Annotated in this window: 19 protein-coding genes; 9 read left to right on the top strand and 10 right to left on the bottom strand. The window is 36.9% G+C overall.

Annotation, left to right across the window (positions count from 1 at the left end):
- Positions 1 to 2: 2 nt before the first annotated feature.
- Genes pgsW through pgsB form a run of 3 tightly spaced genes read right to left on the bottom strand, consistent with a single transcriptional unit; the run spans position 3 to position 2,786 of the window.
- Complete coding sequence (pgsW, locus tag ND811_RS15715) at positions 3 to 1,133, bottom strand: poly-gamma-glutamate system protein (protein ID WP_265368963.1); 1,131 nt, start codon at positions 1,131 to 1,133, stop codon at positions 3 to 5.
- Complete coding sequence (pgsC, locus tag ND811_RS15710; RefSeq protein ID WP_265352882.1) at positions 1,133 to 1,597, bottom strand: poly-gamma-glutamate biosynthesis protein PgsC; 465 nt, start codon at positions 1,595 to 1,597, stop codon at positions 1,133 to 1,135. The genes pgsW and pgsC overlap by 1 nt, the downstream gene beginning before the upstream one ends.
- Positions 1,590 to 2,786 (bottom strand): poly-gamma-glutamate synthase PgsB, encoded by a 1,197-nt coding sequence (gene pgsB / locus ND811_RS15705; RefSeq protein ID WP_265352883.1) that lies wholly within the window; start codon positions 2,784 to 2,786, stop codon positions 1,590 to 1,592. Before pgsB ends, pgsC begins: the two co-directional genes overlap by 8 nt.
- An 84-nt stretch (positions 2,787 to 2,870) precedes the next feature.
- On the opposite strand from pgsB, the gene ND811_RS15700 reads away from it, so the two are divergent.
- Positions 2,871 to 5,267 (top strand): SpoIIE family protein phosphatase, encoded by a 2,397-nt coding sequence (locus tag ND811_RS15700; protein ID WP_265352884.1) that lies wholly within the window; start codon positions 2,871 to 2,873, stop codon positions 5,265 to 5,267.
- Between the two features lies 1 nt (position 5,268).
- Here the strand turns inward: ND811_RS15700 and ND811_RS15695 are convergent, their stop codons facing one another.
- Genes ND811_RS15695 through ND811_RS15675 form a run of 5 tightly spaced genes read right to left on the bottom strand, consistent with a single transcriptional unit; the run spans position 5,269 to position 13,040 of the window.
- Positions 5,269 to 5,604 carry an STAS domain-containing protein gene (locus tag ND811_RS15695; RefSeq protein ID WP_265352885.1) on the bottom strand — a complete coding sequence of 112 codons (336 nt, stop codon included), beginning with the start codon at positions 5,602 to 5,604 and terminating at the stop codon, positions 5,269 to 5,271.
- A gap of 44 nt (positions 5,605 to 5,648) precedes the next feature.
- Positions 5,649 to 7,697, bottom strand: a complete 2,049-nt coding sequence (locus ND811_RS15690) for a serine hydrolase domain-containing protein (RefSeq protein ID WP_265352886.1) — start codon at positions 7,695 to 7,697, stop codon at positions 5,649 to 5,651.
- 14 nt (positions 7,698 to 7,711) lie between these two features.
- Positions 7,712 to 9,364: a 2,3-bisphosphoglycerate-independent phosphoglycerate mutase gene (gene gpmI / locus ND811_RS15685; RefSeq protein ID WP_265352887.1), complete on the bottom strand. Its 1,653-nt coding sequence runs from the start codon at positions 9,362 to 9,364 to the stop codon at positions 7,712 to 7,714.
- 35 nt (positions 9,365 to 9,399) lie between these two features.
- Positions 9,400 to 10,971, bottom strand: a complete 1,572-nt coding sequence (locus ND811_RS15680; RefSeq protein ID WP_265352888.1) for a hypothetical protein — start codon at positions 10,969 to 10,971, stop codon at positions 9,400 to 9,402.
- Positions 10,971 to 13,040 (bottom strand): TonB-dependent receptor, encoded by a 2,070-nt coding sequence (locus tag ND811_RS15675; RefSeq protein ID WP_265352889.1) that lies wholly within the window; start codon positions 13,038 to 13,040, stop codon positions 10,971 to 10,973. Before ND811_RS15675 ends, ND811_RS15680 begins: the two co-directional genes overlap by 1 nt.
- An 82-nt stretch (positions 13,041 to 13,122) precedes the next feature.
- Between ND811_RS15675 and ND811_RS15670 the strand changes: the two genes are divergently transcribed.
- Positions 13,123 to 14,124 (top strand): adenosine kinase, encoded by a 1,002-nt coding sequence (locus tag ND811_RS15670; protein WP_265352890.1) that lies wholly within the window; start codon positions 13,123 to 13,125, stop codon positions 14,122 to 14,124.
- Between the two features lie 2 nt (positions 14,125 to 14,126).
- Here the strand turns inward: ND811_RS15670 and ND811_RS15665 are convergent, their stop codons facing one another.
- Both ND811_RS15665 and ND811_RS15660 read right to left on the bottom strand, forming a co-directional pair.
- Positions 14,127 to 14,525 carry a response regulator gene (locus tag ND811_RS15665; RefSeq protein ID WP_265352891.1) on the bottom strand — a complete coding sequence of 133 codons (399 nt, stop codon included), beginning with the start codon at positions 14,523 to 14,525 and terminating at the stop codon, positions 14,127 to 14,129.
- A complete protein-coding gene (locus tag ND811_RS15660; RefSeq protein ID WP_265352892.1) occupies positions 14,522 to 16,033 on the bottom strand; it encodes an ATP-binding protein in 1,512 nt (503 codons plus the stop codon). The genes ND811_RS15665 and ND811_RS15660 overlap by 4 nt, the downstream gene beginning before the upstream one ends.
- A 32-nt stretch (positions 16,034 to 16,065) precedes the next feature.
- Between ND811_RS15660 and ND811_RS15655 the strand changes: the two genes are divergently transcribed.
- The 7 genes from ND811_RS15655 to pheS are packed head-to-tail and all read left to right on the top strand — an operon-like array spanning position 16,066 to position 23,697.
- Positions 16,066 to 16,995: an ABC transporter ATP-binding protein gene (locus tag ND811_RS15655; protein WP_265352893.1), complete on the top strand. Its 930-nt coding sequence runs from the start codon at positions 16,066 to 16,068 to the stop codon at positions 16,993 to 16,995.
- Positions 16,992 to 17,723, top strand: coding sequence for an ABC transporter permease (locus ND811_RS15650; protein WP_265352894.1), 732 nt, complete (start codon positions 16,992 to 16,994; stop codon positions 17,721 to 17,723). Before ND811_RS15655 ends, ND811_RS15650 begins: the two co-directional genes overlap by 4 nt.
- A 3-nt stretch (positions 17,724 to 17,726) precedes the next feature.
- Complete coding sequence (locus ND811_RS15645; protein WP_265352895.1) at positions 17,727 to 19,598, top strand: motility-associated ABC transporter substrate-binding family protein; 1,872 nt, start codon at positions 17,727 to 17,729, stop codon at positions 19,596 to 19,598.
- Complete coding sequence (locus ND811_RS15640; protein WP_265352896.1) at positions 19,595 to 20,668, top strand: hypothetical protein; 1,074 nt, start codon at positions 19,595 to 19,597, stop codon at positions 20,666 to 20,668. Before ND811_RS15645 ends, ND811_RS15640 begins: the two co-directional genes overlap by 4 nt.
- Positions 20,640 to 21,284, top strand: coding sequence for a hypothetical protein (locus tag ND811_RS15635; protein WP_265352897.1), 645 nt, complete (start codon positions 20,640 to 20,642; stop codon positions 21,282 to 21,284). The genes ND811_RS15640 and ND811_RS15635 overlap by 29 nt, the downstream gene beginning before the upstream one ends.
- Positions 21,281 to 22,675, top strand: coding sequence for a UDP-N-acetylmuramate--L-alanine ligase (locus tag ND811_RS15630; protein ID WP_265352898.1), 1,395 nt, complete (start codon positions 21,281 to 21,283; stop codon positions 22,673 to 22,675). The genes ND811_RS15635 and ND811_RS15630 overlap by 4 nt, the downstream gene beginning before the upstream one ends.
- The gene (pheS, locus tag ND811_RS15625; protein WP_265352899.1) at positions 22,672 to 23,697 is read left to right on the top strand and encodes a phenylalanine--tRNA ligase subunit alpha; all 1,026 of its coding nucleotides are present in this window, start codon (positions 22,672 to 22,674) and stop codon (positions 23,695 to 23,697) included. The genes ND811_RS15630 and pheS overlap by 4 nt, the downstream gene beginning before the upstream one ends.
- Positions 23,698 to 23,747: the final 50 nt, after the last annotated feature.

Genomic DNA, 23,747 nt, shown 5'->3' with positions numbered 1-23,747 from the left:
CCTCACCTAGCTCGTAAGGATTTTGGAAGATGGCGATCTTCTTCATTTTCGCCCCACCCAAGCCTTGTAACACCATACAATCCAACGAGGAGAAAAAAGAAAACGGAAAGATAGAGAAGGGGACTGTATTCCTCAGAATAAAATACTCTACCTTCGCCAGGTTTTGGAAGTTTTTTAGGCGTTTGTGGTAGACCAAATTTGCGGGCAAGGGACTCAATTTGGATGAAGTTGATGACGGGAACCTCTCGTTCCAAAAAGGACTTAATGACAGAATTGGGGACATGGACTTCTTCTGGTAAGTTCGTAATCAGTCCATTTTTGAAAACTTGTTTTCCAAGATTGGTTCCGAGGATGGTTGTACCTCCTCCCACATTCACGAATAACTTGATTGGTTTCCCTCCAGATAATTCTTCATACAATTTCATTCGTTTTTCTATCGAATCATCAAAATGTAGAGGGTCCAATAACTTAACTTGGTTTCGTTGTAATGCGCGGCCAAGAAGGTCTTTACCTTCTTTGGATATACCCATTGCTTTATCCTGAATCCCTCCAAGAGACGCATAACTTGATTTAAAGGAAAATATTCCGGATTCTGTTAGTTCCTTTTCCATATCTAGCCAAAGCATTTGTGGATGGTTGGCACCAAACTGTGAAGCCGAGGCACTGGAGATGATGATTGGTTTGAGTTTTAAAGTTTCAAGGGCAGCATATAAACAAACATTCAGTGCAGGAAAGGAACCTGATACGGCAACGGCCACCGTGTCACCTTCTTCGAGTTTGGCTTTTTTTAGAAATTGGATCATCACCGCAGCAAAGTTTGGATTGATGGATGTTTGTTTTGCTGACAAAGAACCGCTATTGCTTGTAACAGGTGTTAAAAACTCACCAATAAATCCAGAATTGGTTGGATCTAATTCTTTATAATCAGGTTTTTTATGTTTGAGAAGTTCTGGTTTTAAAATTTGAAATCCACGTTCTGCAAGTTTTGCTGCATGAAGTTTCTTTTTGAAATAGGATTGTTCTTTTTTTACTTTGCATGTTTCAATTAACAATAGTCCTAGAATCCCTAAAATCGCTAATAGAAATAATGCGATTCGGCTATGTTTCCAAGGCGACCAGTAAATTTTAGTCATCATAAAGTTTCTAACTCGGTACCTAAGATAAAAATAAGGAGAATTTTTACAAATATCGCAGCTAGTATGAGAACTGATGTTGTTTCTAAAACACCTTGTCTTTCATACCAAACGGCAATGAGACCAGGGATGATAAATCCGATTCCTCTTACTTCTGAAAGATAACCAATTTCGATATCAGGAAGGATTTGGTAGTTCAGCAAATATCCGAAAAAATAACCGAATAACAAAATAAAAACAATTTTTCTTTTTCCAAAGATTAATAAAAAATTGGATAAAACTTCGACACAAATATAAGAAAGTAATGCGATCAAAAAAGTGAGAGCTATGTTCTTTGGATGATTTAATGATAAGGCTAAGTATCCTGGTACGACAAGTCCCGTTCCCAGTATTCCGAACAATTCTGAAAAAACTAAACTGACAACTAGACTAAGCCCAATAGACAGGGGTAGAATTTCATTCATTCGTTTGTTCCGACCTGTTTTTCAAATATAATGATAATTCCATTCCAAGTCCTACTATATTGCCAATCCCAAAAACCATAGATTGTTTTGGCAGAATAGAAAGTAAAGATTCAAAAATTCCATCTAAACTTAAATGTTCCCATACAAAAATAGGAATGTCTTTTTTGGAATAAGCCTTTAAGTATTTAAAAGCGAGAGAAGTAGAAGATCCAATTAATATCACTGCATCGTATCCTTCCCAATTTGCGAATTCTTTGGTGAGTTGACGGCTTCGTTCCGGCCTGTCATCTCTCGTATGAAACAAAATATATCTTTTATTGTATTGCGGATATCTATCTATTGCGGATGACCAAATCATTTTTGTGCTATCTGGATCGTTAGCAGCCATTGCATTGACATAAATGAATTCCTTACCAAAAAAATGGATAGGAGATACAGAAAGGGCTCCGGGATCTGGATTTACTTTCCACATAGCTTCTAATGCCATATTTCGATCCACTCCCAATGTTTCGCAGACCTGAAGTGCAAGATAAACATTCTCTTTATGTTCCCAATAAGAAAACTTTCTCATCTCTTCATCGGAAATAGTGTGTATGGATTCTTCTTGGATTAAAATGGGTTTGGATTTTCGATCTTTACATACATTAGTGATTAACGATTCAAATTCTGTTGGACCTGTGATCAGAGTTCCTTTTGCAGGACAACCAGATAGCAAAGATTTGGCGACATCGGTTAACTCGGGTCCCATCACTTCCAGATGGTCTTCCCTGATGTTTGTGATGACTCCTATATCTGATTTCAAAATTTGTCCTTCACTCGCCCACTGGTAACGTGGTTCTAGAGCCATACATTCTAATACGACTATTTCGGCCCCCATACGTTTTGCCTTTTTTAGAATTTTAATTTGTTCTAAAATAGAGGGTTTTCCAAATCGAGAGATAGATTCTTCTGAACCATCGGGAAAAATCATTCTTGCCATTGTACCCGTTGTTTTTGCGAAAACTGCCATCCCAGTTGCGGAAAGTCCTGCTCGTATAAGCCTAGTTACACTAGACTTTCCTCTTGTTCCATTTACATGGATTCTATGTTTGAATTTTTTTAAAGTCTGATTGTGTAAAAAATATTCAAAAGTATAATAAAGCAGCAAAATGAGGATGATGAGGAAAAAAAGAAAAGCGTTTGGTTTCATCTGAAATTTTTATGATGATACATTTCCTTCAAGGGAATGTCATTTGATTGTAACTCAAATTTGAGAAGATTCACGTAGTTTTCTATGAGCATCCGTTACAAATTTTTATTAATATTGAGTGTGAGTCAAATTCTTCTTGTGATTGCTCTCACTACTAGTTTCGCCTACCTTTTGCAATCGGTAAAAAATATACCGCAAACGCAGCGGGCAGAGGATCTCTCCCGTAATTTTCAACGAGAATTGGAATTTAAAGAAGAAAAACTCAGGTTATTATTAGAGGAAATTACTTTCAACGCGCAAACTAGAGGAATTTTGGAAAGAGGTCTTAACGATCGATCTGTGCTTTCGAAAGAACTCCCGTATTTACAACAAATTCTAAAAAGATATGGTCTTTCAATTTTTGAAATTGGTGATAACCAAGGTAAAGTTTTATTTCGTGTCCATCGTCCCAAAGACTTTGGTGATGATAAAAAAAACCAACCGATCATTAAAAACGCATTGAATGGGCAGTCTACTGCTGCTCTGGAAGATGGACATAGTGGACTTGGATTCAGGTTAGCAGCGCCACTATTTGGTCGCGGCACAATTCTCATTGGCCAAGTTGTAGATGATAATTTTACAAAAACAATCTCGAAAGACAATCGTATTCATTTAGCAATTTTTCAAGAAGGAAAAGTGAAAACTATCGGTTCAGATACCATTCGTTTAGTGATGAATGAGAATCCAGGTTTGTTGATGGAGGAACAACGATTCCATTTTCAAAATAAACCATATTATCTAGTAAAAATTCCTTATGCAGGCAATTCACAATCTGTGAAAAAGTTGGTCTTTCATGTGATGATTGATGAGAATGAAGTAGAATCAAAAACATGGAGAATTTGGTCTTTTTTTGTGATCGCCTCATTAGTATTATGCGGTGTTATTTTCCTGATATCCTTTTTGTTTTCTAGAGATATGGTTGAGGCAATTAAACTCCTGACAACTGCGATGGTAGATTTGGATCAGTGGAAACCAGAAACATTGCCAACTCATAGAAGTGATGAAATTGGTCAGATGGGAAGAGTTTTTGTTGAGATGAAAGAGGAGTTGTCGGAACACCAAAATCATTTAGAGGAAATGGTAAACCAAAGAACTAGGGAACTAAATGAAACATTATCTGAAATGCAAAAACTCCAAGAAAAACAAGATGGAGATTACTTTTTAACTTCACTTTTGATCAAACCTTTGCGCGGTTCTTTTTCTAAATCAGAAACTGTTTCCGTCACAATATTTGAACGACAAATGAAACAATTCAAATTCAGAAATAAACAATCTGAAATTGGAGGTGATCTTTCTGTTTCAGATTCTATTTATTTGATGGGGAAAAAATATACGGTCTTTTTAAACGCCGACGCAATGGGTAAATCCATCCAAGGCGCAGGTGGAGCTCTTGTGATGGGAACTGTTTTTAAATCCATTATCACAAGAACACAAAAGTTACGTTATATGCAAGATAGACATCCTGAAAGATGGTTGAAGGAGTGTTTTCAAGAAGTACATAACGTTTTCATTAGTTTTGATGGGCATATGTTATTATCCGCTATACTTGGGTTAGTTGATGAGGAAACAGGAACTTTGTATTATATAAACGCGGAACATCCTTGGATAGTTCTCTATCGGGATGGGAACGCGAGTTTTCTTGAAAACGAACATTCTTTACGAAAAATTGGTTTCACTGAAATGAGTGGAGACGAAGTGGTCATTCAAATTTACCCTTTGCGGCCCGGTGACGTGTTGATATTAGGTTCTGATGGACGTGATGATTTATTTGTTGGTCAATCAGGTGGAAACCGTGTGATTAATGATGACGAAACTATTTTTTTAAGGCATGTAGCTGAAGGCGCAGGTGACTTAAATCAAATTTGTAAAGTAATGTTACAATTTGGAGATCTTACAGATGATTTAAGTATGATGCGAATTGCATTTTTAGAAGAAGTAGCGTATGCAGCAAAAGAAACAACAAAGCCAAAAGTTTATTATCAAATGTTGGGCGAGGGGATTCAGTCTTACCGAGATGGGGAATGGAATAACGCCATATTTGCTTTAGAATTAGCTTTAGACTCCGAGCCAGATGATCTATATTGTCTAAGAGAATTATCCAAGTTGTATATGAAATCCAAGGATTATGAAAAGGCAATTGAACTAGCAAATCGATATTTACAATTAAATCCGGGAGATACAGACTTTTTGTTTTATATAGCGTATGCGCATAAACAAAGAAGAGATTTTGTTTTAGCAACAGACTTTGCGGAAAGACTTCGATTTAGAGATCCAAAAAACTTTAATAATCTATTGTTACTTGCTGAAATTCTAATGCATAGGCGAGATATAGAACGTTCGAAGGAAGTGCTTCTGAACCTACAGGAAATTGCCCAAGAAAACCCAAAGGTACAAAAGTTAAAAAACTTTTGGAAAAAAATGGTAACTACTTCAGTAACATAGTTTATTTGAAGGAATTAATCGCCTCTTCCGTGCTTTCAAAGATTTGAATTACGGAAGAAATTTTCGAAATTCGGAATATTTGCCTGATAGTCTTGGATACGTTAACAATTCTTAAACCCCCACCTAACTCTGATAGTTTATCGTTGAGGGACATGATGAGGCCAAACCCAGAAGAATCTATGAAACTCACACCTTCCAAATCGAAGATAAAACGGTGTTCCTCTTGCGACGCAGATTCTTTGATACGTTCTTTCAGAATACCGGCATTTAACATATCTAAGTTGCCAAATAATTTCAGAACAACAATGCCGTTAGATTTAGATTCTGTATATTCCATTGAACCGATTTGAGAATAGCTAATTTTGGAAATTGGTCAATAGATTAATTCACAAACTTGTCCCATTTTTCTTCAACCGAGATGGATCTAAGAATCCGCCAAATCAGTTTGGAACCATTTTCCGAATTGGTCATAATGACCACACCATAACCTTTTTCAGCGTTAAATAGAGCAAGTGACTTATGTCCCTTTGTGTGACCACCGTGAAAAAAATATTCTGTCTTTCCGGTACGGTTTAAGAAAAATCCGTGGGCCACGAGCGCGTGAACTGTAAGATTGGCTGCACTCATTTTAGGAGAAAGTAAATATTCTGCCGATTCTTTTGTAAGAAAGTCCGATTTGCCTTGTTTTGCTTTTGCCACTTCCGCAAACAGGAGGCCAACTTCTTCAGGTGTTGTCCAAAGTCCTCCGGAGGAAAGTTCTGGTGTAACAAAGGTTTTTTGCGGTAATAGATTTCCTTGTTCGTCATACCCATCACAGCGGTCATCATTAGTTGTTAGGTTTTGACGGAATGTACTACGATTCATGTGTAGGGGTTGGAACACAATTTCAGACATTAGGTTTTGAAATGATTTTCCTGTTCTTTCGGTGAGTATTTCTTGTACAATGCTATATCCTCCTCCTGAATATCTCGACTTAGTTCCTGGTTTGTAATATAACTTTAACCCATTTCCTTTGGTTGTATTTATATCTTTTAATTCACGCAAATGTTTTTTTCCTGAGTTGATTGGATCATCCCAGTTTCCTTTTTCTGTAAGTCCGCTGGTGTGTGAAAGCAATAGATCAAGATTTACAATAGATCTTTTTTTTCCTTTAGGTACAGAGACTTTGAATTGTTTTAGTTTTCCTATCCAATTGGAATATAAATCTAATTGATTTGATTCAACTAATCGAAGTGTTGCGGTTGCAGTCATAGTTTTCGAAAGAGATCCTGCACGAAATAATGTATGTTGAGATTTTGTTCCATACATTTTTTTCCAACTTAAGGTATAGTTCTTAAAAACTGCAATACCTAAAGAGGGAACTTTTTCTTCCTTCATTAGATCTTCTATATAGATTTCGTTTGGAAGATTGGTTTTCTTTTTAAGATTTAATTTTTTAGCTTCAAAAATGATTTCAGTCAGAGCTGATTTTACTGAAGATAAATCTCCCTTACTTTTGCCATAGGGACTAACGATTGTTATGAAAATTCTACTTTTTAAGTCATGATATACAAAATTCGATATACCTTTTACTTTACCATAAGTCCAGTAAAAATAATCACCAACAAATACTCCTTCTCCAAATGCAATGGGGTCTTCTGAGATGGAGTCAGATAAAACTGTTTTTTTGAGCATTGTATCTCTAAATTGTTTTGAGATTAGTTTCGGTTTTTTAAGTTCCCGATTAAAAATCACAAGATCCTCTGGAGTCGAGTAAATTCCGCTATTGCCAATTAGTACATCATTAGAATCTACATTGGTGTTTTGTAATCCAAGCGGAGTAAAAATTCTTTCTTTTAGAAATTGTGAATAGGACGCTCCTGATGTTTTTTCTATTATGTAGGATAATAAGAGATAATCGAGTCGACTATACTTCCAATACTCACCAGGAGGAAATGCAGGTTTTAGTTTGGAATTCAAAAAATAGTTTTTTACATCATCCCGTTTTAAATTGCCTTTTTCTAAGTCAAAATATGGTAAGAACTCTATAATTTTAGGTAGGCCTGAAGTGTGACGTAATAGATGGCCTATAGTTACTTTGGAATGAGGAAACCACTTTAAATGTTTTGAAACTGGATCTGTTAAAGAAATTTTTTTCTCTTCTTCCAATATATGAATTGCATATGCCGTAAAAGTTTTTGTTGATTCACCTAACGGGAAATTATGTTTTTTATAAAGTTGTGCACTTTTTCTTTTTTTACCAGGATAAATGGATTCTCGAAAGAGGATGTTTTCATCTTGGGAAATGAGAACAACCCCCTGGAAACCTTCTTGTTTGATTTTCTTTCTGATTTTTTCTTTAGTTTCTTCTGAGAAGGAACCGATTTCGGGCTCTGCACAGTGAATCAAAAATAAACTGAATAGAAACCCAATAATAATCCGAAATTGCATGTTACGTTAGAAACTTAATCTCTTTGTATTAGACTTGGATGGTATCCTTCCGGTGCTTCAAAGCCTAAAAGATCCATCATGGTAGCTGCTACGTTGGCTAAACCTTTTTCATTTAAGTTTTGATTGAGTTTAATTTTTCCTTTCGGATCATAAAGAACGAATTGCACTGGATTGAGTGTGTGACTTGTTTTTGGAACTGGCTTTCCAACTTTCGTAGTTTCTGCCGTACCTTTTTTATTTAGCTGATACATTTCGTCTGCATTTCCATGATCTGCGGTAATACATAGGACAGTTCCTGTTTCATCGCAGATTTTTTTAACTCGCTCTAAACATACATCTAAATATTCCAGACCACGAACGGTTGCATCCATATTACCAGTATGGCCCACCATATCTCCGTTAGCATAGTTAACTCTTAAAAATGGGAATTTGTGAGAAGTTAAAGCCAGAACCAAATTGTCAGTGATTTCTTTTGCTTTCATTTCTGGTTTTTGGTCAAATGGGATAATGTCGGATTTTACTTCTTCGTAAGTTTCCAATGTTTGATTAAAATATCCAGACCTATTTCCATTCCAAAAAAATGTTACATGTCCATACTTTTGTGTTTCAGAAAGAGCATACTGAGCCACTCCTTCATTTGCAAAATACTCGCCCATAGTTCTATCGATTGCAGGAGGAGCAACTAAGTATTGTTTGGGGATAAAGAGGTCTCCGTCGTATTGCATCATCCCAGCAAATTCAATTTTTGGAAATCGTTTTCTATTAAAGGTGGTTAGTGTTTCTTCTGTAAACGCTCTAGAGATTTCAATCGCTCGGTCACCACGAAAGTTGAAAAATACGACAGAGTCATTGTCTTCCACTTTGCCAACTGGTTTGCCGTTTGTATCACTAATCACAAATCCAGGCAAATACTGATCAATAACAGCAGGGTTTTCTTTTCGGAAAGTATCAATTGCATCCTTGGCAGAAGGAAAAGTTCGACCTTCTCCTTCGACATGATGATTCCAACCTCTTTCCACCATTGACCAATCAGCATCGTAACGGTCCATCGTAAGTTCCATACGTCCACCACCAGATGCGATTTGGATATCGATTCCATTTTTACGATATGTATCTAGATATTCTTCAAACGGGATAAGATAGTCTAACGCTGATTTTTCGGGAACATCTCTACCATCAAGAAGAATGTGTAATCGAATTTTTTTTACGTCTTCCTTGATCGCGTTGTCTATTAGGGCTTTTAAGTGATCGATATGACTGTGGACGTTCCCATCTGAGAACAACCCCAGGAAATGAAAGGTGGAGTGATTAGATTTACAATTGGATATACATTTTTTCCAAATAGGGCCTGCAAACAAACTTCCATTTTCGATTGATTGAGAAACTAATTTAGCTCCTTGATCAAAAATCCGTCCAGATCCTAAAACATTGTGACCAACTTCTGAGTTGCCCATATCATCGTCACTTGGCATACCTACTGCTGTTCCGTGTGCTTTTAATAATACAGTTGGTTCCGTTTTCCAAAGTCCTTTTAAGACAGGCATCTTGGCTTTGGCAACGGCATTCCCATTTTCATAACCTTTTTCCGTAAACCCAACTCCATCTAAAATGATGAGTAAAACTTGTTTGGTCAATGGGCCTTTTGAATTTTTCTTTAGAGTTAACATAAATTAGATTCCCCTGTCTTTTTCCACTTTGGGATTTATTGTAGATTTTGCAACTGGAAGATATCGAAAGGTGTCAGTTCCACCGAACTTGGTACAGGATTTAAAAGAACATTTCCAAGATTGGAGTCATAAACATAAATTCCTGGTCTTGTAAAATCGGTAGAGCCAACCAACAATTTACCTTCATTGGTAAGTAACAATCCGGAGAGACTAATTCCAATATTTCCAGGGATTTCTAATAATGTACCAAGACGTTCGCCAGTTCTTGGACGAAAGGCTTGGATCGTCTTTGTAAACTTAGAATCCAGAACAGCAGCAAAGCCTAATTCGTCATTTTTAATTTGGAAAGCAAGGATATCGCCGCCAGCAGTTTCTTCTGCAAATAAACGGTTCGGATGAAATTGTCTAGTGGTTAAACGAAAAGCTATGATTCCAGCATCAATTTGTGAAATAAAACCAACTCGGCCTACACAAGAAAAAACCAAGTGAGGTTCTCCAAACAGATTTAGTTTTTGGATTTTGGAACTTGGGTTTCTAAAAGGGAGGGTATAAACTGTTCTAATTTGATTCAAATCCATATCGACTTCAACTAAATAAGAATCTGAGTTAGGTGGTAAATAACCTGATGCATCGTTTCTATCTAATCGTTGTAATAATACAAATAAACTTGATCCTTCTTGAATCATATAGGATGCTTCCACTGAGCTATCAGGAACTCCAGATGTAGAAAATGTTTCCTTTAGGGAACTGAAAGAAACACCACCCACTTTTGTTGCATTGGATCTCGAATAAATAGCCAATTCATCTGAATTGTATAAACTGATAAAATATTTATCGTTCCATACGGAAATGTCTTGTGGGTTCTTCCCTTGTCCTACACTAAATTCCTGTTCAGTTGTAAAGCCAAATTGTGGGTTTAATACTTGGATGTTATCACGATTCAAACGATTGACTATAAACACTCTATCATTGGAATATCGTCCTACTGCATCAGAATGAATTGGGATCGAAGCAGGAAAGGTTGTAAATGAGTTTGGTTCAAACGTTTTGAACCTCCCTCCACTGGCAAAATCAGAAGTCACAACACCTACTGAAGTTGGAGAAGCGGACAAAAACAAAAATTGAAAAAGGTTTGGTTTTTCAATTTCCAATTGCGAACAATGAAGATGAAGAAATAATATGGGAAATATTCGCACTGCATTTAACACCCGCGAAGATTTGTAAATCCAACATCGTTTGGCGAGTAACCGTAATTCGTATAACAACCGCGAAACTTTATGTGTCCAACATCGTTTGGTGAGTAACTGTAATTCGTATAACACCCGCGAAACTTTATGTGTCCAACATCGTTTGGTGAGTAACTGTAATTCGTATAACACCCGCGAAATTTTATGTATCCAACATTGTTTGGTGAATAACCGTAATTCGTATAACACCCTCGAAAGTTTATGTATCCAACATCGTTTGGTGAATAACCGTAATTCGTATAACAACCACGAAAGTTTACGTATCCAACATCGTTTGGCGAGTAACCGTAATTCGTATAACACCCGCGAGGTGGTATATTTTAGCCTTAATTTCAGAAAGCGATGGATTTTGATCAACATTAGAATCGGTAACTCCCTGTAAAATAATAACTGCGACCAGGCAATGGGTATCCCACCAGATCCTCTACGCGTTTGTCCGTTAAATTGCGAACCTCGAATCCCAAAACTAATTCGTTACCTGTTTCTAAGTTTTTATAAGGAATGTATTGAAGATACAAATTCCAAAATTGTCGTGCTGGAAGATATCCTAAATATTCGTTGGTTCTATCTCGAAAATTAGCACCAATGTATTGGTATTCCAATCCAATTTCTCCAAATTCTTTAAAAAGTGCAAGTAGGGCACTACCTTGGCTTTTTGATCGAAGAGGTAGATACTTTCCATTTAATGCCGGTGACTCAGAATAGTTTTTTGCATCTTGGTATGTATAATTAAAGTTAAATTTGATTCCTTTGTTCCAAATCATATTGTGGCTTGTTTCTAGACCCCGAATGAGAGCTTGGTCAACATTTTCAGGCCTAAGAGTAAATTGAGAATTCGGTAAAAACAAAATCATATCATAAATTCGTTTTTGAAAAATGGAAATATCTGATTGGAATTTCCAATTTGTGAATGGTTTCGTGTTAAGATAAAACCCAAAATCTCCGTTTCTACTTTGTTCTGGCCTTAGTTTTGTATTACCTACAATACTGCCTCTTTCTCCAAATAACTCTAAGAAGGTGGGGATACGAAAGTCTTTGCTAATGTTGCCCAAAGTTCCAAATTCTAAATTTTCTTTTTTAATCCAAATGATTTTAATCCCGAAACTTGGGTTGGTAAAAGCTTGTCTAACATAAAAAACATCTGTTAGTAGATCTAGAAGTTGGTTTCGGACACTTGTTTCATCTTTACCAAATCGATCCGTATACCGCTCAAAACGAACTTGAGGGACTAAAAATAATCTGTTGGAAAAAAGCCTGATTTCATCTTGGAAGGTAGCACTTAAAGTGTCGCGACGTTTCTTGGGTTCTTTTCTTTCCGTTTCATGGTTGTATCGTTTTTCATATCGCGTAAAAAATTCTTGCTCTGTTTGGAAAGACGTTCGGAAAATCTGATTGTATTCTAGTAAATATAAAGTGGGTGAGAGTTGAAAACCGTATTGGTTTGTTTTGGTATACGCATTTGGGGTTCCAAAACTAAACTCTGATTTAGGATCAAAAAAATCATCTTTTGAAAAGTTTCCATAGGTTTTTGTTTCTAATGTTAGATTTTGTAGCAGAAATTCATTCGTTTCTGTAGTGATTGCAGAAGAAAGTTTGCTGAATACTCGTTCTACTGCAACAGTTTGTCTGTTTCCCGGTCCAGGTAACCCTTGTTTTCTGTGAATGTAATCATTCAGTAGGTTGATTTTTGTTTTTCCAAATTCAAGAGAGAGATTCCCTGTAAATCCAGTTTTGCGGAATTGGGCATTTCGACGAGTGTCAATCGTATCATCGTAAGTATTAAATAAAACAGTGCCTTTGTTATTGAGATAACTAAAATTTTGGTCGGATGTTTCTTGGAGTGCCTGCACAAAATAAGAACCACTAGCAAATTGGTCCATATGAGTGACAGTTGCCTTTGCAGTTTTAAAACTCCCTCCCATCAAATTGATTCTTGTGATTGGTTTGTCTATTTTTGATTTAGATATTAAATTAATAGATCCTCCAATCGCAGATCCAGAAAAACCTGCTGGAGTTCCTGATTTATAGATTTCAATTTTTTCTAAATTATCAAAGGGAAGGTCTGCTAAATTGATTTCGCCGCCCATTGAATTGTTAATGGGAACACCATTCCAATATATTTTAGATTGGTTGGGATTGGTTCCACGTAAGGATAATGTTGAATAAGATCCAAGTCCTCCATATTGCCTCACTCGGACTCCAGCTTCCCGGTTGAGAACGTCTGCTAAGCTCATATAGCGGGTGTTTGTTTGTGTTAAATCAATTTCTTTTTGAAACCCAGTTGGGTTTTTTGCAAAATTAGAATTTTTTGATTGGGCATCAATCCCTGCTCGAATCTCCACTTCTTTTGTATCTTTGTTTTGAGCAAAAAGGGTAAGAGGGGTCAAACTAAAACAAAGCAGAATTGATAATCTGAAACTGGAAACCATTGAAGAGTATTTTCTCGGTACCTGCCAAACTGAATTAGGAAAATTGCGTGTCAATTCCCTAAAGGAAAAAAGCATTGTCCCCATGAAGCATTACGACGTATTCGGCGTAGGGAACGCCTTGGTAGATATCATTGCCTTTATCAGTCCCAATTTTTTAGAAAAACAAAATATCACTAAGGGTGTAATGACTCTTGTCGATGAATCCAGACAAGGTCAAATTCTTGCTGATCTTCATGATGAAAAGAAAGAACTTCGCTCCGGTGGGAGTGCTGCCAACACGATGATTGCCATTGCAAATTCAGGTGGAACCTGCTGTTACACGGGAAAAGTCACCCATGATACTTATGGTGAATTTTACAAAAAAGATATGGAAGACGCAGGTGTTTTATTTGAAACCAAACCAGATTCAAATGGTCATACTGGAACTTGCGTTGTATTAACTACGCCTGATGCAGAAAGAACTATGCTTACCAATCTTGCGATATCAACATCACTTGGACCAAATGACATCGATGTAGATAATTTAAAGAAAAGTAAATTTGTTTATGTGGAAGGTTATTTGTGGGACGGCGATTCTACCAAAAAAGCAAGTGAACTCACTATGAAAGTCGCTAAAGAAAACAATGTAAAGGTTTCTTTTACTTATAGTGACCCATTTTGTGTAAATCGTTCGCGGGAAGAATTTATTCACCTAACAAAGGAATATGTCGATGTGATTTTTTGTAATACAGAAGAAGGTTTAGCTATTAGCGGTGCAAAAACTGCAGAAGAAGCGGTGACCTTTATTTCCAAACTTTGTCCTTTGGTTTTTATGACTGCTGGTAAAGAAGGAGCTTATGTTGCTGAAAATGGAAAGATAACTTTGGTTCCAGGTTTTCCTGTAAAACCAATTGATACTACGGGAGCTGGTGATGCCTTTGCTGCGGGAGTATTGTATGGATTAACACAAGGTTACTCTGCACAAAAATCAGCACGTTGGGGTAACTATGTCGCTTCTCGCATTGTTTGTGAAGTAGGACCTCGATTGTCTGTTCGTTTGATGGGTAGACAAGACGAAATTTTGGAAGGCTTCAGCGACAAATAAGACTAACGATTTTTTTTTGAGTCTTCCCAGAGAATTTGAATTTTATCGGCGATCTCAAGAGGGGCAAAGGGTTTTTCGATCACTCCGATACCCCCTCTTCGCTGGTATTCCAAAATTTCATTTTTTAAAACGCGTGAAGTAATGAAAGCAACAGGAATTTCTTTGGTTTCTGGAAAAATTTTTAATTCTTCGATTAGTTCCATTCCATTCATTCCTGGCATTAAAACATCTAACAAGATTAAGTCGGGTTGTAAAATAATTGCCTTTTGTAATCCTTCTGGTCCTGTTTTGGCAAAACTTACCTGGTAATCGGAATTAAACTCCAGAGCAATTCGAAGAATTTCTACAATATCTTCTTCATCCTCAACAATTAAAACGTGTCTTAAAATTGATTCTGTCATTGGTTGTATCCAGAAGGAATAGATCCAGGTTTAATAATCGGGAACTCAATAGTAAAAACCGTTCCGTTATCATCAGAGGTAAAAAATATTTTACCTTTCATCGCTTCTACAAACCCTTTCGTGATCGAAAGTCCAAGACCTGAACCCCCCACTAGTTTATCTTTAGGTGGTGCTCCCTGAGCAAACCTATGAAATAACCTTGGTGCAAAATTGGGATCAATTCCTGGACCGTTGTCTTTAATCAATATTTTTGCATGTGTCTCTGAGGGAACTACTGTGATATAAACTTCTGAAAATTTAGGTGTGTATTTCACTGCATTAGAAATTAGATTGGTGATACAGTGATTTAATCTGTCTTCATCCACATAAACAGTAGTTGAAGGAAAGTTTTGATCATAATTAAGTAGTACATGGTATTGTTCTGCAAAAGTTCTCATTCCATCTACAGAACTTTGTAAGATTTCTTCTAATCGATAGATTCTAAATTTAAAATTAATATTACCCGAGTCAAGAGCTTCAATATCAAGTAAGTCTGTAACAAAACGAACGAGTCTTTGAGTGTTTTTGCGACAGATATTTAGAAGGGATTTAGTTTGGTTGGAAAGTTCTCCCGCTACACCTGCAAGTAGTAAATCTATTGACCCTTTAATAGATGTTAAAGGAGTCCTTAGTTCGTGACTTACTAAACTAATAAATTCATTTTTTAAGGCCTCAGCTTTTTTACGTTCGGTGATATTTCGAACGATTGCAAGGACATCTTCTTCACCTGTTTTTGTGAATCTGGCTTCAAAATATTTTTCGCCATCATAATCTTCGATCGAATATTCGTAAGTTTTTGTACCACCAACTTCTAAAACTTGCTCTAGGAGCGATTCTATTTCTGAGATTTTCCTTGTTGGGAATAAGTTTTCCACTCGGGTAAATCTGATATTGCTTTCATGAGAAGAATCCCAACCTTTAAAATCCGGGAATTCTTTGTGGTCAATCACGGTTCCATCTTTTTTAATTCCGTACAATTTGTCCGGTAGGGCACTTAGGATTGCTTTGTTTTTATTTAAAACTTGACTATAGTTATCTCGAGCGTTTTTTTCTGCAGTGATTTCTGTTGCAATGAGGATTGTAAAATTTTCTTGAGGAAAAACTTGCGTTGCAAACCATCCTTTTGATTCTAAAAAGAATTCGTCGGATTGGAAAGATTCTCGGTTTTTGATGGATTCGGATAATTTTTTACCAAATTCGGATTCATCCAAGTTTGGAAACAGATTCCAAATGTTTTGCCCTAACATTTGACTGGTGGTTTTTTCCACCATACTTTCTGCCGCGGAGTTCACGTAGGTATAATTTAGATTCTTGTCCAAAACAAAAACGGCGTTTGCGCGAGTTTCCAGGATTTTGTCGAAGTATTGAGGGACAAATTTGTGCCAATTCTGTTGCAGAAGTTGCTTTGCATCAAAAAAGCTGTCTTCATCCTTGAAAAAGCTTTTGATTTTTTCCAGAAATTCATTCATAGGTGCAGGTATACGAAAACTAAACCAGAGTTATGATTCAAGTCAGCAATTTATCAAAATTTTACGGCGAAAAACGAGCCATCTCAGGGCTTAATTTCAAATTAGAAAAAGGCGAAATCGTGGGTCTTTTGGGACTCAACGGAGCCGGGAAAACCACGACAATTCGAATCCTGACCGGGTATTTGATCCCCAGTGCTGGAGATGCTTCGATTGATGGAAAGTTTATCTTTGACTTCCCTTTGGAGGCAAAACAGAAAATCGGTTATTTACCCGAAACTCCTCCTCTCTACGAAGATATGACCATCACGGAATATCTTCAATTCGTTGGTCGGATCAAAAAGATCGAAGAATCGAAACTTGCTTCAGAAGTGGAAAAGGTTCTTGTAAAAACTAACATTACGGCTGTTAAAGATAAGTTAATCGGTACTTTGTCATTAGGATACCGGAAACGTGTGGGAATTGCCCAAGCAATCCTGGGAGATCCTGAGATTGTGATTATGGACGAACCAATTTCTGGGCTTGATCCAAAACAAATTGTAGAAATAAGAAATTTAATTCGAAGTTTGGCGGGAGATCATACTGTTTTGATCTCAAGTCATATCTTAACTGAGATATATAAAACTTGTGATAAATTTTTATTTTTACACAAAGGAAGTTTGAAACAAGAGCTTTCTTTATCAAGATTAGAGGAAGAAATGAATCGTCTAGCTGGATGGGAGGTTGGCTTATCTGGTAAAGATTCAAGCGAGCTTCTTACATTTGTGAAATCAGTGCTTGGTGGATCAGATACGGTGACCGAACTTGGAACCAACAAAGAAGAAATTCAGTTTTTGGTTCGAACAACAAATCCAAAACAATTTAAAGAATCATTGTTTTCCAAAGCACTCAGTATTGGAATTCAAATTGAATCTTTAAAAAAACAAGAAGTGTCTTTAGAACAGATTTTTATGGAGAAAATATGAACTGGCAAACGGCTGTTTGGATCTATAAAAAAGAATTACGATTATTTTTTGGAACTTATATGGGACCATTGGTCCTCGGAGGAACGGCATTTCTCAATGCACTCTTCGTGATGATTTTAAATTTTAATGGTACTGCCAATTATGAGATAGCAACCTATATTACTTTTATTTCCTTTATGACAACAATACTTATTGCAATGGTCATCATTTCAATGGGTTCCATTGTGGAAGAAAGAAACAAAGGAACTTTGGAATTACTTTTTACATCTCCAGTCACAGATTTGGAAATTGTTTTTGGTAAATTTCTTTTTGGTGTTACTGTTTGTGGAATCATTACCATCTTTATCAACGGACTCTTTCCTTTGTTGTTATACTCTTTTTGGAAAGCTCCGTTTTATATGGTAGCTGCAGGTAGTGTCGGCGTGTTTTTGTTAGGTGTTTTTACCTTCACGATTGGAATGTTTGGATCAAGTCTTGGCAAAAACCAAATGATATCGCTGTTGATTTCGGTGCTCATCATTTTGACACTTTGGGTTGTGGGATATTTTTCACACCTATTTCAGGCAACAACGAGAAAGGTTCTTTTCCACCTACATATTTTTTCACACTTTGCCGCTTTTGCTAAAGGGGTTGTCCCATTGACTGGGATTGTTTTTTTCTTAAGTGGAACATTTTTGTTTTTATATCTTACCGTAAAGGTTTTGGAATCCAGGAGATGGAGGGGTTAGAACATGTTTTTAACAGCAGATAGAATTTTACCTTTCGTAAGTTTATTTTCTCTTTTCGCCTACTTCTTGTTTGATGGTATGGTCGTAGATCCTAAAAGAAGAATTATTTTTTTAGGAGTGATCTTTTTATTTTTGGCTTCCGATACCATTGTTCGTGCCTTTTCTAAGGGCTTACGAAAGGAAGATCAAAATCGTTATATTGCTGCCAGTTTTGGAATCGGAGCTTTTTTGTTTTCCGTTTTGCGGGATTTTTTAGATTTAAAACCGATTTCGGGTTTTAATGAAGAGGTTAGTGCGATTCCAAAAGTAAGGGAGTTTTTACTCCTTTGTGTAGTTTTATTTTCTATCGTATTCCTTCTCCAAATCATCTTACTCGAGATTGGGAAGTCTTCCTTAGAGGCACAAAGTAATTTAGCAAAATCAAAAAGCTCACTTTTACAAAATGCTGTTTTAGGATTTCTATTTGTTCTTCCCATTTTAGTTGCTGTTAACTATTTTGCAATCAAACGAAACTATAACTTCGATTTGAGTAGTCAGGGAAAATTTTCCCTTTCCCAAATTTCCAGAAACCTAATCAAACCAATCGCAAAAGATGTTACTATCACTGCATTTTACCCTCGTCCGTTAGAAGCAGATGGACCCGCAAATGGTGATAAGTTGTCCGCGTTTGCGCTCACTCGAGTTCGCCCCGATATAGAAATACTTTTGGACCAAATTAAAGCCGAAAACTCTCATATCACTGTTCAATTTATTAATGCGGATGTAGAAGTTGATTTATTAAAAGAGTTTGGTCAGGTTTCCAATGGAACCATCTTTGTTCGTTCGAAGAAACAATCTTTACTCTCATCTGGTACTCCTTTTGTGGAAGAGCGTGTTATTGCAAAAGAACCTAAAGATTTAGAGGATCTAGAGCGGAAGTTAGTTGGTGCACTTCTAAACGTCACGACCGAACAGAAAAAGGTTTATTTTACCGTTTCCAATGGGGAAAGATACGGAATGTCTTTTAAAGCTCTGCCGAACGAACAAGTAAACCGATTTGTTTCATCGTTGCAGTTTTTAAATTTTAAAGTAGCAGAGTGGGGATTTGCGCAAGGTTGGCCTTCTAAATTACCAGAAGATGCAGAAATGTTGGTGATTCTTGGCCCAACAGTTCCTTTTTCCAAGGAAGCTAAGGAAGAACTAACCAAATTTGTTCTAGAGAAAAATGGAAAACTTCTTATTACAATGGAGCCGAAAGGCAACGAAGACTTTAGTTGGTTGTTGGCAAGTGCAGGCCTCAAGTTTAAATCTTCACCGCTCATTGAAAGAGATGAAAAACCAGGGTTTGTAGTGGCAAAACGTTTTCCAGACCACAGACTCACTGATTTATTACAAAAAAAAGATATGGGAATTTTATTCCCTTACAGTGGTTATTTGGAAACCGATGCGACTGCCCCATCTCCTCATTCGTATAAGTCTGAAACTTTACTGGAATCTGGTTACGAAGCTTATTCAGATGAAAATAAAAATGGAAAATTAGATCCAAATGAAAAAAGAGAAAGTAAAATTCTCTCTATCGTTCTAACTCCAATGTCCTTAACCAATGATAAAACAGGAAAAATCATTCTTCATACGGGAACTTCTTGGATTACTGATCAGTTCATCCCATATGCCATGAACTCTCAGTTTTCAACTGTATCGATCACAGGTTTATTCCAAGACACGGCTGTTGCAGAAATTCCTCTCAAAAAAGAAGAACTAGATACCATTTCACTTTCCGACAATCAAAAGTTAGTTGCTTGGGTGATTGGTGTATTTTTGTTTCCAGGATTTATTTTGGCAGTTGGATCTTACTTTGTGTATGCTAGACGAAAGAGTTCTATGATTGAAGTATGAAACAGAAAATTAGTTTAGTCATTATTGCTTTTGTTGGATTGTTTTTGCTTTTCTACTGGATGGAAGACCATCCAGAAAATATTTCAGAAACAAATTTTTGGAAAGAAGATTGGAAAGCCATTCGGTTTATCCCACCAAAAGAAGATTGGTGTGGAGTTTTGGAGCCAAAGTTTGCAGAGGAGGAAATGGTTTTACGCAAAATCTCTCGTGGATGGAACTTAGCACCACTATACACAGTAACTTCTACAAAAGACGGAAATAAGGTTTCTTATGAAGCAAATTATAACGTAAAAAATAGTTTTTCAGAATTAAGTGTTCTTAAAACGAAATTGATTGAAAAGTCGACTCCTGAGATCCAAAAATCTTATTGTTTGGGTATGAGTTCCCCTTCTTTATCATTGGCGGAGGAGAATGGTAACGATATTGAATTTCCTAAAGACAAACAGTTGTTTTTCGGTAAAAAGATTGGAGCCGACGAAGGTCGTGTTTCTGTTTTGGTGAATGAAGAAGTCATAGCTCCTTATAACTATTTGATAGAAAAGTTTCGAGCACCTTCCACCAGTTTCCGTGAAAAAATGTATGTTACATTTAACGAAGGTTACCTGAAAGAACTTTCTTTTTCTGGCCAAGTGATCAATGTAAAGGCCGAAAATCGTGCCAAAAAGAACCAATACAATGTGTATGTTAATGATTGGAGTCGAACGACAGGGGAACGCATTGTTCTGCCGCCGGACGTGGGAAACCAATGGGAATCTGTAGTCAAAGGACTAAAAGTTGAGTTTTATTCTGATGAGGTTGGCGCTCCTCAGTTTCCAGAACTCTCCTCTAACCCAGTTCCCGAAGCAGTATTGGATGTAACCCAATCAGAAGGAATCAAATATCGACTTTCCTTTTACCCACTTTGGGAATCTGATTCGGGAAAGTGGAGGCCGGTTCGTAGGGAGCTTGTTCCATATTTTTCAGAATCTATTACTTGGATGAAAGAAGAGTCCTTCCAAAATTTGGTGAATGCCGTCATGAAAGTGAAAAGTGCTTCCCGGTATGAGCGTCCCAACCAGAAAATCCAATAAGGTGCAAAAAGTTTCTACAATCGCATCTCGGATGGAAATGATCCGAGATTTATTCTATTCCCCAATGTCTGCCTTCGAATCCTATTACCATAAAACGGATTTGGGTGGGCGTGATTTGTGGTTGGCTCATCTCCAGCTCATCCTGCTTGCACCGATTGCAAAGTTTTTTGGGAATTTAATCCAAATCCTTTTGTTCAAAGTTTCCACGGTGGATGAAGAAACAAAATTAACCTACACACAGGGGATGTTGACCTTATTCTTTTTTTATTTAGGCTTCTATCTTGTGATTCGGTTGGTTGATAGTTTTCGAATGTACCACCAAATGCGAGATCGAACCAAAGATTGGGAAGGCCCAGAACCGCATGTGTTTATGATTTCCTTTCTTCCTTTTAGTGCCACTGCCATCTTTTGGATTTTTCCTGCACCAATCCCCTTACTCGGATTAGGTGTCGGTTTTTTGTATTCCTTACATTTAGCGTATTATTATCTTTCGCACCGAAGAGAATGGACCTCTTTAGATTTTCTTTTTTTTCTTATGAAAGTGGTTTTGTTTTTTTTGGTTCTTGTTTCAGTTCCTCTATTTATTTACAATCTGGTTAGGACGGTACTCTTTTGAAAATCTTTTTGGTAGGCATTGGTGGAATTGCTATGGGAAATTTGGCCTATATGCTAAAAAATCAAGGTCATGATGTATCTGGTTCCGATCAAAATCTTTACCCACCTATGTCTGATAAATTGATAGAATGGGGTTTGTCACCTAAATCTGGTTATCGTAAAGAAAATGTAAAGGGTGCTGATTTAGTAATCATTGGGAATGCGATCTCTCGTGGAAATCCAGAAGTGGAAGAAGTTCTAAATACTGGAATGGAATACATGAGTATGGCAGAGGCCATCGGAACTTTTTTTCTCAAAGGAAAAAAACCCATCGTGATTTCGGGAACTCACGGAAAAACAACGACTACATTTTTAACTCACTGGATTTTAGAATCCATTGGTCTGAAACCCGGCCTTTTTGTTGGTGGGATTCGTAAAGATGGATTCCCTGGATTTGCTCTTGGAGAAGGAGATTATTTTGTCATTGAAGGGGATGAATACGATTCCGCTTTCTTTGACAAAAGTTCTAAATTTTTACATTACAGACCATATTATTTAGCAATGAATGCTCTCGACTTTGATCATGCGGATATTTTTGCCGATCTTGGTGCCATTAAAACTATGTTCAAACGTCTGTTAAATTTAGTTCCTGGGCGTGGTAAAGTATTCTATTGGAAAGGTTCTCGGAATCTAGTGGAGATCACCAAAGATTACAAACATGCACCTGTGGAATCTTTTGAATTAGGGGATAAAAATTCCATTTTTAAATATGAAAAAGGCATTTTGTCTGAGATAAGGACGAAAACCAAATTAAAGCCAAACTTGATTGGATCACATAATTTTCGCAATGTGGAAGTTGCGGTTCGAATTTGTCTAGAAATTGCTCCGCAAAAAAGAAAAGAAATATTAGAAGCAGTGGAATCATTCCCCGGTGTCAAACGAAGACAAGAAAATCTATTTGTTTCTGATAAAAGCTTGCTTGTGGAAGATTTTGCCCACCATCCCGTGGCCATTCAAGAAACCATAAAGGCTCACAAAGAGGCTTACCCTGGATACAAAATCATTTCCCTTTTCGAACCAAGAAGTGCTACTTCGCATAGAAATATATTTCAAGACGATTTTGCCAAATGTTTTAAAGGAAGTGATGTGAGTATTGTTACTGAAGTCTACCAAGTAGATAAAGTAAACAAATCCCTTCGATTGAATGTCAAAAAATTAGTAAAAGACATCGCAAAGAATACAAAGAAAGAAGCTTTGTATGCGAAAGACCCAAAAGAAATACCTGCCCATTTAAAAAAGATTCTTCCAAAGTTCCAAAAGGAAAAAGTAATCATCCTTGCGATGTCGAATGGGGCTTTTGGAGGAATTTATCCTGAATTAAAATCATTAATCGAATTACGAGAATCTGTATGAGCCTATCCCAAGAAATCGAAGCCTTAGTCAAAGAAGCGGAATCTGTTTTATCTTCTGCCACATCCGAACAAGATTTGGATTCTCTTAAAAACCAATTCATTGGTAAAAAAGGAAAACTCACTTCTGTATTAAAAGGCCTTGCTTCATTATCTGTAGAAGAGAAAAAAACAGTGGGGAAACAGGCCAACGAAGCGCAAAGCCGACTCGAAAGTTTTGTGGAAACCAAAAGAAATTCTTTAAAAGAAAGTTTTTATGAAAACCAACTCAGCCAAGAATTCTTTGATAGTTTACGACCATTGGCAAACAAAGAAAGAGGGAGCCTTCATCCTATTTCTCAAATCCAATATGAAATCGAAGATATTTTTACCTCTATGGGTTTTTCTGTGATGGATGGACCCGAAGTAGAAACCGATGAAAACAATTTTGGTGCTCTGAATTTTACCGAAGACCATCCTGCCCGAGATATGCAAGATACGTTTTATACGGCCGATGGAAACTTACTTAGAACCCATACTTCCGCAATCCAAGTTCGCGCCCTTCGCAAACTAAAACCTCCTTTTCGGATCATTGCCCCTGGTCGTGTGTTTCGGTATGAAGAAGTAGATGCATCTCATGAAAATACTTTTTACCAAGTGGAAGGTATGGTAGTTGGAGAAAATATTTCGGTCGCTCATTTGATTTATACAATGGAAACACTTCTTTCTCGTGTTTTTCGTAAAGAAATTAAAACAAGACTTCGCCCCGGTTACTTCCCGTTTGTGGAACCAGGTTTTGAACTCGATATCAACTGTTTAGTTTGTGGTGGGGATGGTTGCAGTGTTTGCAAACATTCTGGTTGGTTGGAATTACTTCCTTGTGGGCTTGTGCATCCCAATGTTTTGGAAGCGGCAGGACTCGACTCTAAAAAATGGACTGGATTTGCCTTTGGTCTCGGCCTAGACCGTCTTGTCATGATGCGTTATGGAATTCACGACATCCGATATTTCCAATCAGGGAATTTACGGTTTCTAAAACAGTTTTAGTATAGTTAGGTGATAGTTGTCTGAAAGGCTCAAGGTATTAATCCTTGGCC

Source organism: Leptospira soteropolitanensis, from assembly GCF_026151655.1.
GTDB lineage: Bacteria > Spirochaetota > Leptospiria > Leptospirales > Leptospiraceae > Leptospira_A > Leptospira_A soteropolitanensis.
This window is presented reverse-complemented; position numbering and strand designations above follow the sequence as displayed.